The following is a 10,899-nucleotide window of genomic DNA, read 5'->3' on the forward strand; positions in this document are numbered from 1 at the left end:
CAGCTGTCACTTGGCCGGGCAGCGCAGCCCCTCCTTGGGCACGGTCAGGTCGAGCAGGTACGCGTCGACGGCCTTGGTGATGCAGGAGGTCTGCGGGTACGCGGTGTGCCCCTCGCCCTCCCAGGTGAGCACCCGGCCGACACCCAGCATCGAGGCGAGGCGGCCGGTCTGCTCGTACGGTGTGGCGGGGTCGCCGGTCGTGCCGACCACCACGATCGGCGGTGCGCCGTTGGCCCGACCGGTCGGGTACGGGTCCCGACCACCCGGCCACTCGACGCAGCTCAACATGCCGACCGCGAGCGCCGGACCGAACAGCGGATACTTCGTCCGCCACTGCGACTGCAACTGACGGATCTGCTCCCGGCTCGGCTTCTCGGTCTCGTCGGCACAGTTGATGGCGAGGTTGGCGTCGAACAGGTTCGAGTAGTGCCCGTCGCCCTCCCGGCCGGCGTACGAGTCGGCGAGGCGGAACACGTCCTTCGGGTCGCCCTCGGCCAGCCGGTCGATGGCCCGGGCCAGCTCCTGCCAGCCGGCCTCGGTGTAGAGCGAGGAGATGACCGCGTAGAAGACCCAGCCCGCCGTGGCCTCCCGCCCGTCGTCACCGCGGACCGGGGAGACCTTGGCCTTGTCGATGGCCGAGGTCACGGCGGCGCGGGCGTCCGGGGCGATCGGGCAGCGCGCGGCGTTCGCGGCGCACCAGCGGGTGAAGTTGTCGAAGGCTCGTTCGAACCCGCGGGCCTGGCTCTCCGACCCGGCGATCAGCCGCTGCTGCGGGTCGACGGCGCCGTCGAGCACCAGCGCGCGCACCCGCTGCGGGTAGAGCTGGGCGTAGATGGCGCCGAGCAGCGTGCCGTAGGAGTAGCCCAGGTAGGTGAGCTTGTCATCGCCCACCGCCGCGCGGACCGCGTCCATGTCCCGGGCGGCCTGCTCGCTGCCGTACAGCGGCAACTGGTCGCCGTAGCGGTCCCCGCAGCCGCGCCCGATGCGCTGGCTCAGCCCCGCGAAGCCGTCGAACGACGCCTGGCTCGCCGGATCCGGGTCGTAGCCGAAGCTGGCGTCCAGGTCGGCGTCGGAGATGCACTTCACCGGACTCGACCGGGAGACACCACGCGGGTCGAAGCCGACGATGTCGAAGCGTTCGGTGATCGAGGCGGGCAGTCCACCGAACTGGGGGCCGAAGGAGAGGTAGACGGCGGTGTCCACACCGGAGCCGCCCGGCCCGCCGGGGTTCACCACCAGTGAGCCGATCCGGTCCCGCTGTTTGGTGGACCGGGCCCGCAGCAGGGCGATCTCGAAGGTCTCGCCGACGCCCGGCCCGGCGGTCGCCCCGCCGCCGGCGCCCCAGTCCCGGGGAACCGTGATCCGCGCACACTCGTAGCGCATGTCCGGAGCGCCCCGCCCGACCAGGTCCTCAGCAGCCTCCGGGCAGGGCCGCCAGGTCGCCGACGAGCCGGCCGGCGCCGCCGCACCCTCCACGTCGGTGCGCGGCGCGAACGCCGGCAGCGTGCAGCCGGCGGTGAGCAGCGCTGCCACGGCGAAGGCGACGAGACTGCGGCGGACCCGGCGACTGGTCGTCATCCGAGGCTGGACGGCGGTGCGGCTCACGTGATCCTCCGGTGTCGAGTCGACGGCCAGGCTACGCCCGGCCGGTGGCGGCCCGATCGAGGGTGACGGCCGGATCGCCGCGCAGCACCTGGTCCACGTCGAAGCGGATCGGACGGTCGAGCTGGTCGTAGCGGCAGGAGCGGGGGTCGCGGTCCGGCCGCCAGCGGACGAACTGGGCGGTGTGCCGGAACCTCTCGCCCTCCATCGCGTCGTAACCCACCTCGACCACCAGCTCCGGGCGCAGCGGCTCCCACTCCAGGTTCTTGGTGCCGGTCCACCTGCTCACCCCGCCCGGAATGCGCTGGCCACGCTCGTGGTCGCCGTGCACCCACGGGTGCTCGTCGCCGATGTCCCGGTACGGCGCCAGCTCGTCGAGCAACTCGGCGCGGCGGGCCATGCTGAACGAGGCGCTCACCCCGACGTGGTGCAGGACGCCCGCGTCGTCGTAGAGGCCGAGCAGCAGCGAACCCACCACCGGGCCGGACTTGTGCCAGCGGAAGCCGGCGACCACCGCGTCGGCCGTACGGGAGTGCTTGACCTTGAACATCAACCGCTTGCCCGGCTCGTACGGCAGGTCGGCCGGCTTGACGATCAGCCCGTCCAGCCCGGCGCCCTCGAAGACGTCGAACCAGCGGCGCGCGGTCTCCGGGTCGGTCGTGACCTGGGTGACGTGCACCGGCGGGCGCACCCGGGCCAGCGCCTGGACCAGACGCTCCCGACGGCGCGGGTACGGCTGGTCGAGCAGCGCCTCGTCACCGATCGCCAACAGGTCGAAGGCGACGAAGTCGGCGGGAGTGGTCTCGGCGAGCAGCTTCACCCGCGACGCCGCCGGGTGGATGCGCTGGGCCAGCAGCTCGAAATCAAGCCGGGGCTGGCCGGACGGCCCGTCCCGCCGGATCACGATCAGCTCGCCGTCGACGGCGCACCGCTCGGGCAGCTGACGGCGGGCCTGCTCGACCACCTCGGGGAAGTAGCGGGTCATCGACTTGCCGCCCCGACTGGCCAGCTCGACCTCGTCGCCGTCCCGGAACACGATGCACCGGAACCCGTCCCACTTGGGCTCGTAGGTCACGCCGGCGGTGGTGGGCAGCTTCGAAACGCTCTTGGCCAACATCGGCTCGACGGGCGGGTTGATCGGCAGGTCCACGGCGACCAGTCAATCAGACGGGGCCGACAGTCGTGAGGCAGATCACCGTGGGCACGGCGGTGGCGTGTCCGCCCGCGCGCCGCTCGTCCTGCCTGGGCGAATCAGATAACCCCAGGTCAGAGCTAGTTTCGCGGGGTGTCCGAGTGGGTCTGTGACTGCTGCGGGCGGTGGCGGGTGAGCGTGGAGCTGATCCGGGGCCGCTACCGCTACCGGCTGACCCGCCGTTACCCGCAGCGGTTCGGCGGTGGCCGCAACGTGCTCGGCGAGGTCGGGTCGGTGGCCGAGCTGGAGGAGCTGCTGCGTCGGCGTACCCCGTTGAGTCTGGCGGACCTGCGCGAGGCCGCCTGATCCCGCGCGGCCGGTGGACCCGCGGCTCGATCGACGATCGGACCGGCCGGTGGATGCCGCCGTCACGATCCGGCGGGCAGCGTCGTCGGCAGGGCGTGGCGGCGCCGGCCGGCGCCGCCGGGGAGGGGACGCGATGCGGTTCGAAGCGGACACGGAGATCGGCGCGGACGCCGGGCGGGTCTGGGCGCTGCTTGTCGACGTGGCGCGGTGGCCAGAGTGGACGGCCTCGGTGAGTCGGGCCGAGCGGGGCGAGTCGGGGCCCCTCGCGGTCGGCGCGACAGCCCGCCTGACCCAGCCGAAACTGCGGCCGGCGGTGTGGCGGGTCACCGAGCTGACCGAGGGGCGGGAATTCACCTGGGTCTCCGACAGCCCGGGCGTGCGCACCCGTGGCGAGCACCGGGTGCTGCCGCTGCCCGGCGGGCGTACCCGGGTCGAGGTGGCCATCGACCAGGCCGGGCCGCTCGCCGGGCTGATCGGCCTGCTGTACGGCGGCCTGCTGCGCCGCTACGTCAGGCTGGAGGCCGACGGACTCAGGGCCCGAGCTGAGCGGAGCTGACGACAGGCTTCTCCAGCACCGCCAACCGGACGCCGTTCGGGTCCGGGCGGTGCGCCACGACCCGGTAGCCGAGCCGCTGGTAGAGCCGCAGATTGCGGGTGCTGTCCGCGCCGGTGAACAGGGTGAACACTGCCACCTCGGCCGGGCAGGCCGCCTCGATCGCGGCGAGCAGCGCAACGCCGATGCCCCGTCCCTGCTGGTCCGGTGCGACCGACAGACGCCCGATGTGCGCGGTGTCCCCGTCCGGACGGGCCCGCACCGAGCCGACCAGCCGGTGCCCCAGCCGGGCGGCGAGGACCGTCGTCGGGCCGGTCAACACCTCCCGGACCTCGGCCAACGTCTCGGTCAACGGTGGCAGGAACGGGTCGGCGTAGTGCTGCGCCTCGGTCAGGTACGCGGCGCGCTGCACGGTGAGGATCTCGCCGGCGTCCGCGACACCGGCCGGGACGATGCGGGGCTCGACGCTCATCCGTGCAGCACACCACAGCCGCCCGCCTCGTCCACCGGCGACCCGATCGCGCCCGCCGTACCCTGGCCCGTGTCCGGCGACGATGAGGGGGAGCGGTGGCCGAGCTGACGTACCCGGAGGTGGGACGGACCCGGCACGGCGCGCTGCCCGGCGGATACCACCACCTGCGCCACCGGACGCCGTTGCCGACCGGCTGTTTCGAGACCGCGGCCGAGGCGGTGCTGAGCTGGCGGCTGCACCGCGCCGCCGGGGTCCGGATGCGCACCGACGCGGCACGGGCCACCGAGGGTGTGCTGGTCACTGCCGGTCTCGGGGTCGGGTCGGCCCGCGTGTGGGGGCCCTGCCGGGTGGTCTGGAGCGACGAGTCGCCCACGCTCGCCGGCTTCGGCTACGGCACCCTCCCCGGCCACCCGGAGCGGGGCGAGGAGGCGTTCGTGGTCGGCCACGACGACAGCGGCGCGGTCTGGTTCGAGGTACGCGCGTTCAGCCTCCCGGACCGCTGGTTCACCCGCGCGGCCGGCCCGGCCGTCCGGGCGGTGCAGCACGCGTACGCCTGGTGGCTCGGTCGCACTCTGCGCCGGCTCTGCGCGGGACGGTGACCGGCCGGCGTCAGAAGCGGGCGAACGAGCGGATCGGGGCGCGCGGGCCGTACTTCGGCGCCTGGATGCCGGCGGCCTCCAGCAGCAGACACACCCGACCCCGATGCCCCCGGAACGGCTCCAGCAGGGCCAGCATCCGAGCGTCGTCACCCCTCGGTTCGCCGGCGAGCGCCCAGGCCACCGTGTTCGGGATGTGGTAGTCGCCGACGCTTACCGCGTCCGGGTCACCGTAGGCGATCCGGACCACCTCGGCGGCGGTCCACGGGCCGATGCCCGCGATGGCGGTCAGCCGGCGGGTGGCCTCGGTGGAGTCCACGCAGCGCTCCAGCCGATCGGCGAGCGCGGCGGCGCGACGCAGCGTGTCGGCCCGGCGCTGCTCCACGCCGAACGGGTGGAACACCCAGTACGGGGTGGCGGCCACCGCGGCGGCCTCGGGCGGCAGCAGCAGCGGTTGCAGCGGGCCGGGGGCCGGCTCCCGGAAGTGCCGCACGGTCGCCGCGTACGCCCGGTACGCCTCCTTGCCGGTGACCTTCTGCTCGAAGACCGCGCGCAGCAGCCGGGGGAACACCTGCCCGGTGGTGGGCATGCGCAGCCCCCGGTGCTCCCGGGCCAGCCGGGCGACGAGCGGGTGCGTCGACGCCAACTCGGCGAAGCCGCTCAGGTCGTCGTGCAGCCCGGCGATCTTGTCGGCGCGCTCCACCACGTGCTCGGCGCCCGGCCCGTAACCCTCGGCGAGCAGTTCACCGCCCGCCGGCCGCAGAGCGAGGGTCGCCGGCCCGTCCGGGGTGCGGGTGGCCCACCAGAACGTGCCGGCGGCGATGCGCGCGCACGGGTCGTACGGGCTGAAGGTCAGGCCGCGGACCGACGTGGCCAGCCGGTAGCCGACGGGCGGGTGCAGCACCCTCGTCGCGGCGGGCTCGGTCTCGGTCACCCTCCCACTCTGCCAGGTCAGGGTGCGGGGCCGGTCGCCGCCGTCGCCGCCGGGCTCCGGGCACGGCGATGGCCGGCCGCGGCCCTCCCCGGCTGCGACCGGCCACCGTGCCCTGGCGTACCGGGATCAGTACGAGTAACCCGAACCGCCGGCGTCGCTCGACCCGCTGTCCGCCGCCGGCGGCGCGACGGCCTTCGGCGTCGAGGTGGGCAGGCAGGTCAGGTTCTTCTTGCCGTTCTGGTCGACCACGAACCAGGTGCCGCCGACGGCCTGGCCCTTCCACTGGCCGGGCTTCTTGTCGCCGATGTAGCGGTACACCGGCCAGCCGCCGATGGTGAGCTGTCGGGTGCCGTCCTGCCGGGTGACGCTGCCGACCTTGTCGTCGGAGAGGCCGGTGAGCTGCGGGTTGCCGTCGGTCAACGCCGGCGGCCACACCTGCGCGCACTTGTCGACGCAGTTCGACGCGGGCGGGTCGGCGGTGTCCTTGTCGAAGCGGTACAGGACCCAGCCGTCCTGGTCGGTCACGACGTTGCCCATCCGGGCGATCTTCTTGCCGATCAACTGCTCGGTCAGCTCGACGTCCGCGGGCGGCGGCGCGTCGGCGACCGGCGCCTCCGCGGATGCCGACGCCTCGGGTTCAGCCGACGCGGTGGGCTCGGCCGCGGCGACGGCGACCGGCTCGGCCGCGCTCGAGTTCGCCCCGTCGTAACCCGCGGGAGCGCAGGCCGTTAGTGCGACCATCGCGCTCGCGACGATGACGGTCCGCTTCATCTGTGCCACGTGCCCTCCTCATTCTTGGCAGTTCACCCATAGGTACGGCGGGCAGGCTGTCAAGGTTGAAGGAGTAACAGTGGTCAATTTCACGCGAATGGATTGAACCGATGTGCGCGGCCATCCGTATGGCCCCCCACACGGAGCCCGCAGTACCACGACAGATCGACGCCGGCCATTGAGACAATGACCGGCGTCGAGGATGGTACGCGACTTACATGGGCACCGTGACCAGCGGACTGGCCACACCGTTGCCGTCGACCGACTGCACCTGCAGCTGCTTGATGTCGCTCGCCAACGCGGACGTCGAAGCGCTCAGCTCAAGACCCTGCGGGCGATTGTTCGTCCCGTAGCCGCCCGCGGGCACCGACCACGTCGAAATCACCTCCGTGGTGCCGTTCTTGCGCACCACCATCAAGCGGCAGACACGCGGGCCGGGCAGTTTCCGCAGGCTGAAGTTGATGCGGGTGCCGTACTCCCGCTCGACCAGGAACATCGTCGTCTGCACGCCCGTCGTCGGGTCCGTGGCGTCGACCTGGTCGCCCTCCTCCTCGGTGCCACCGACACCCGGGCCGCTCGGCGGCGCGGTCGGCGCGCTCGTCGGCGGGTCGTTGGCGGCGGCGCTCGTCGTCGGATCCGCGAGAATCCCCGGCGCCTCGTCCCCGGCCACACTCACGAACCCGTAACCCGTCAACCCGCCGAAGACCACCACCGCCGCGGCGGTCGCGAGCAGCTGACGAAACCGGGTACGCCGACGGTCGGCCCGGACCGCTACCAACGTCCGGTCCAGCAGCGCCGGATCGGTGGCGGTCTGCTCCAGCGCCATCATCGTCTCGCCGTCGATGCCGGAGAGCAGCCCCACCACCGGAACCATCGTCTCCAGCTCGGCAGCGCACGCCCAGCACGCGGCGAGATGCTCCTCGAACCGCTCGGTGTCCTGCTCGTCGAGCACGCCGAGCGCGTACGCGGCGACGTCCATGTGGTCTGGCCGGCTCATTCTGTCACCCCCCGCTCCTGCAGAGCCGTGCGCAGCGCGCGCAGCGCGTAGTAGACCCGCGACTTGGCGGTGCCCAGCGGAAGCCCCAACTCCTCGGCGGCCTCCGGCACCGTCCGCCCCCGGAAGTACGTCGCGATCAGGATCTCCCGATGCGACTGACTCAGCGTACGCAGCGCGTCCGCCACCGTCATCGTGCGCAGCACCCGGTCGGTGCTGTCCGCCTCGGCGAACGCGGTCAGGTCCCGGTCGTACGTCTCCGGCGGCCGGGCCTCCTGGCTGCGGTGCTCGTCGATGGCGATCCGACGGGCCACCGTGACCAGCCACGGCCGCAGCGAACCCTGCCCCTGCGCGCCGAGACGGTGCGCGTTACGCCAGGCCCGCAGCAGCGTCTCCTGCACGATGTCCTCCGCGCGCTGCCGGTCCCCCCCGGTCAGGCGCATGACGAACATCAGCAACGGGCCGGCGTGCTCGGCGTAGAGCAGCCGGATCAACTGGTCGGAGTGGTTCGCCTCGGTTGTCGTCGCCTGGTGGCGCCCGGGCGCCGGTCGGGGCGTCACCGGACCATTTTGGCGAGACGTGGCTCGGGCGTCGACCCCCCGGGCAGACGAGGTCGGCCGCGACGACGACCGCGCGGACAACCAGTCTGCGCGAACCGCGTCGCCGTGCCAACCGGCCGCCACCGCATGCATGCAGACCTCCGGGATGTCCGTGACCAACGCCGCCCCCACAAGGCGGGCCGCCCGGTGGTACGCAGCGCCGCCCCGAGCGGATCAACAAACCGCGAAAAAAGTTCGACGGAGCAGTCGGCGGACTCGGAGCGGCCGGTCAGCGACGGACGGAGAACAACCCCGGCGGAGGCGGATCCGAGCCGGTGGCGTCCGCGTCGCGCACCACCGCCGCGCCACCGACGAAACGGTCCAACTCGTCGCCGGCCACCACCCGCCCCGGGAACCAGTCCCCGGCCGCCCGCCGGGTCAACGCGGGCACCGGGGGAGTCGTCCGCCCGGCGACCAGCACCAGATTGCCGTACCGGCGACCGCGCAGCACCGCCGCGTCACCGACCAGGCACGCCTGCGGCAGCACCGAGCGCACCGTGGCGACCTGGGAACGGGCGTACCGCAGCGGTGGGCCGTCGGCCAGATTCGCCAGCAACCAGCCCGCCGGGCGGAGCACCCGCGCCACCTCGGCGGCGTACTCCACCGACGTGAGATGCGCCGGCGTGCGGGCACCGGCGAAGACATCCGCGACCACCACGTCGTAGCTGGCGTCCCGTGTCGAGGCCAGCACCGCCCGCGCGTCCTGCACGCGGACCCGCAGCCGGGTGTCCGCCGGCCAGGGCAAGGCGCGGCGCACCAGCTCCACCAGAGCGCCGTCCACCTCGGACACCCGCTGGGTGGACCCGGGCCGGGTGGCCGACACGTAGCGGGGCAGGGTCAGCGCCCCACCGCCCAGGTGCAGCACCCGCAACGGCTCACCGGGCGGCGCGACCAGGTCCAGTGCGGCGGCCAGCCGCCGGACGTACTCGAACTCCAGATGCGTGGGATCGGTCAGGTCCACGTGCGACTGTGGCGCCCCGTCCAACAACAGCGTCCACGAACCGGCCCGGTCCGGCGACGGCACCAGCTCCGCCTGCCCGGTGTCCACCTGCTCGACCACCCGGTCATCCGCCCGTTTGCGTCCCACCGCGACCGGCCCCCGCTCAGCGGCCGACGCGCGCCGCGGTGGTCAACGCGCGGTGCAGCAGACGGGAATCGCCGAGCAACGCCCGCAGGCGGCGCTCCAGACCGGCGATCGGAATGAGGTTCTGCGGTGCCCGCGGATCCTTGTACGGAGTCGACGCGAACCGGGGCAGCGTGACCAACGACAGGTCGGCCAGGTCGATCGCCGCCTCGACGGGCAGGTCGGCGGAGCACTCCACCCGGACGATCCCGGCCCACGGCGCACCCACGGCCACCGGCAGCCGCAAATACCACGACCACCCGCCCCACGCCGTGCCGAGCCCGAACACCGGTGACCGCTGACCGGACGCCAGAGACGTCACCACCGCCGTCAGCCGGGCGTCCAGGTACTGGCTGTGCTGGGTCTTGATGTAGCCGAGCGTGCGCGGCAACTGGCGGCGACTACGCAACGGGCCGTCCACCACCAACAGGTCACCGTCGACCCGGGCGGCGTCGGACACCGCCACCTCCAGCGCGGTCAACGGACCCTGCACGGCCGCCGGCAGCTTCGCCAACTCGCCGGTGCCGCCCACCCGGTGCACCGGGTAGCGGATCGCGCCCGCCACCACGTCCTGCGCCGACGGGCTCGCCGTGAACAGGCCCCGGCCCACCTGCGTGCCGGCCAACTGGGCCGCACCCCGGCCGAGGTCACAGCGGACCACCCCGGCCGCGTACGACGCCGCCAGCCCCGGGAAGGAACCGCCGTCCGCCTCGGCCGTCCAGATGCTCGCGTCGATCCGGCGGACCCCGTCGACAAGCAACACCACGTCCGGGGCCCGCACGTCCGCGCGTACCCCGATCGCCCGCCAGTCGACGGCCGGCAGCTCCACGTCGGCGTCGACCTGCGCGCTGCTCGGCGTCGCCGGCCCGGACGCGGACGCCTCGAACGATGCACCGTACGACGGATCCCACGAGTCGACGAAGAACGCGGCGTCGCTCACGGGGTCAGCCTTTCGTTCGCGACTGCGGGGCTCCGCTGCGCTGCACTCCTCGCGCTCACCGAGCCGACCTTTCGTTCGCGACTGCGGGGCTCCGCTGCGCTGCACTCCTCGCGCTCACCGGCCCGTCCGTTCGACGCGCGCCGAGCGGGCATCCTTGCGCACCTCGAAGCGGACCGGGATCCGCTCGGCCAGCGCCGCGACGTGCGTGACCACGCCGACCATCCGGTCACCCCGGGCGGCCAGGTTCTCCAGGGTCGCGGCGACCGTGTCCAGGGTGGCGGCGTCCAGCGTGCCGAAGCCCTCGTCCAGGACTATCGACTCCAGACTCGCCGCGGTCGTCGACATGCCGGCCAGCTGTTCGGAGAGCGCCAGCGCCAGCGCCAACGACGCCTGGAACGTCTCGCCGCCGGAGAGGGTGCGCACACCCCGGCGCAGTCCCGCGTCGTGGTGATCGACCACGAAGAACTCGCCCTTGTCGTGGACCAGCTCGTACTGGCCCGAGGACAGCTCCCGCAGGATCCCCGACGCGCCGTCGACCAGCAGGTCCAACGCCTCCGCCAGCAGCCACCGCTCGAAGTTGTTGGCCCGCAGGTGCCCCGCGAGGGCCCGCGCCACCTGCGCCTCGCGCTCGTGCCCGGCCCGCTGCTCACGCAACGTGCCGGCCTGCTCGCGGCGCTCGGCGAGCCGGCGACGGTCGGCCTCGGCCCGCTCCACCGCCACCGTCGCGGCGTGCACCGGGTCCTCGCCGACGGGGACGTCGGCGGCGGCGAAGAGGTCGGCGATCCGCCGCTGCACCGCGTCGGCCGCCGCCTCGGCG

13 protein-coding genes are annotated in these 10,899 nt (G+C 73.4%); 3 read left to right on the top strand and 10 right to left on the bottom strand.

Annotation, left to right across the window (positions count from 1 at the left end):
• Positions 1 to 6: 6 nt before the first annotated feature.
• A complete protein-coding gene (locus tag B0E54_RS27000) occupies positions 7 to 1,578 on the bottom strand; it encodes an alpha/beta hydrolase (protein WP_234589000.1) in 1,572 nt (523 codons plus the stop codon).
• Positions 1,579 to 1,636: 58 nt separating this feature from the next.
• Positions 1,637 to 2,752, bottom strand: coding sequence for an ATP-dependent DNA ligase (locus B0E54_RS27005; protein ID WP_234589001.1), 1,116 nt, complete (start codon positions 2,750 to 2,752; stop codon positions 1,637 to 1,639).
• A 135-nt stretch (positions 2,753 to 2,887) separates the two neighbouring features.
• Between B0E54_RS27005 and B0E54_RS27010 the strand changes: the two genes are divergently transcribed.
• Positions 2,888 to 3,100, top strand: a complete 213-nt coding sequence (locus tag B0E54_RS27010; protein ID WP_039905709.1) for a hypothetical protein — start codon at positions 2,888 to 2,890, stop codon at positions 3,098 to 3,100.
• Between the two features lie 133 nt (positions 3,101 to 3,233).
• On the top strand, positions 3,234 to 3,656 hold the full coding sequence (locus B0E54_RS27015) for an SRPBCC family protein (protein WP_234589003.1): 423 nt from the start codon (positions 3,234 to 3,236) through the stop codon (positions 3,654 to 3,656).
• Here B0E54_RS27015 and B0E54_RS27020 read toward each other — a convergent pair.
• Complete coding sequence (locus tag B0E54_RS27020) at positions 3,631 to 4,125, bottom strand: GNAT family N-acetyltransferase (RefSeq protein WP_234589005.1); 495 nt, start codon at positions 4,123 to 4,125, stop codon at positions 3,631 to 3,633. The two genes, B0E54_RS27015 and B0E54_RS27020, sit on opposite strands and share 26 nt — an antisense overlap.
• Positions 4,126 to 4,220: 95 nt before the next feature.
• Here B0E54_RS27020 and B0E54_RS27025 point away from each other — a divergent pair, with 95 nt between their 5' ends.
• Positions 4,221 to 4,724: a DUF1990 family protein gene (locus B0E54_RS27025; RefSeq protein WP_234589007.1), complete on the top strand. Its 504-nt coding sequence runs from the start codon at positions 4,221 to 4,223 to the stop codon at positions 4,722 to 4,724.
• A 10-nt stretch (positions 4,725 to 4,734) separates the two neighbouring features.
• Here the strand turns inward: B0E54_RS27025 and B0E54_RS27030 are convergent, their stop codons facing one another.
• From B0E54_RS27030 to B0E54_RS27060, 7 genes are all read right to left on the bottom strand, one after another.
• On the bottom strand, positions 4,735 to 5,655 hold the full coding sequence (locus B0E54_RS27030) for a DNA-3-methyladenine glycosylase (protein WP_234589008.1): 921 nt from the start codon (positions 5,653 to 5,655) through the stop codon (positions 4,735 to 4,737).
• 126 nt (positions 5,656 to 5,781) lie between these two features.
• Positions 5,782 to 6,435 carry a hypothetical protein gene (locus B0E54_RS27035; protein ID WP_234589009.1) on the bottom strand — a complete coding sequence of 218 codons (654 nt, stop codon included), beginning with the start codon at positions 6,433 to 6,435 and terminating at the stop codon, positions 5,782 to 5,784.
• Positions 6,436 to 6,640: 205 nt separating this feature from the next.
• The gene (locus tag B0E54_RS27040; protein ID WP_234589010.1) at positions 6,641 to 7,423 is read right to left on the bottom strand and encodes an anti-sigma factor; all 783 of its coding nucleotides are present in this window, start codon (positions 7,421 to 7,423) and stop codon (positions 6,641 to 6,643) included.
• Positions 7,420 to 8,112, bottom strand: a complete 693-nt coding sequence (locus B0E54_RS27045) for a sigma-70 family RNA polymerase sigma factor (RefSeq protein WP_007457036.1) — start codon at positions 8,110 to 8,112, stop codon at positions 7,420 to 7,422. The genes B0E54_RS27040 and B0E54_RS27045 overlap by 4 nt, the downstream gene beginning before the upstream one ends.
• Positions 8,113 to 8,248: 136 nt before the next feature.
• Complete coding sequence (locus tag B0E54_RS27050) at positions 8,249 to 9,106, bottom strand: spermidine synthase (RefSeq protein WP_234589011.1); 858 nt, start codon at positions 9,104 to 9,106, stop codon at positions 8,249 to 8,251.
• Between the two features lie 16 nt (positions 9,107 to 9,122).
• Complete coding sequence (locus B0E54_RS27055; protein ID WP_234589012.1) at positions 9,123 to 10,082, bottom strand: hypothetical protein; 960 nt, start codon at positions 10,080 to 10,082, stop codon at positions 9,123 to 9,125.
• Between the two features lie 114 nt (positions 10,083 to 10,196).
• Positions 10,197 to 10,899 (bottom strand): SMC family ATPase (locus B0E54_RS27060; RefSeq protein ID WP_234589013.1); only part of this gene is annotated, 703 nt, incomplete at its 5' end.

The sequence above is a fragment of the Micromonospora sp. MH99 genome (genome assembly GCF_021442385.1).
Taxonomy (GTDB): domain Bacteria; phylum Actinomycetota; class Actinomycetes; order Mycobacteriales; family Micromonosporaceae; genus Micromonospora.

Bases quoted from the DNA above. Each gene is read 5' to 3' on its own strand.
- B0E54_RS27020 (WP_234589005.1), bottom strand. From the start codon at position 4,125: ATGAGCGTCGAGCCCCGCATCGTCCCGGCCGGTGTCGCGGACGCCGGC.
- B0E54_RS27015 (WP_234589003.1), top strand. From the start codon at position 3,234: ATGCGGTTCGAAGCGGACACGGAGATCGGCGCGGACGCCGGGCGGGTC.
- B0E54_RS27000 (WP_234589000.1), bottom strand. From the start codon at position 1,578: ATGACGACCAGTCGCCGGGTCCGCCGCAGTCTCGTCGCCTTCGCCGTG.
- B0E54_RS27045 (WP_007457036.1), bottom strand. From the start codon at position 8,112: ATGCATGCGGTGGCGGCCGGTTGGCACGGCGACGCGGTTCGCGCAGAC.
- B0E54_RS27040 (WP_234589010.1), bottom strand. From the start codon at position 7,423: ATGAGCCGGCCAGACCACATGGACGTCGCCGCGTACGCGCTCGGCGTG.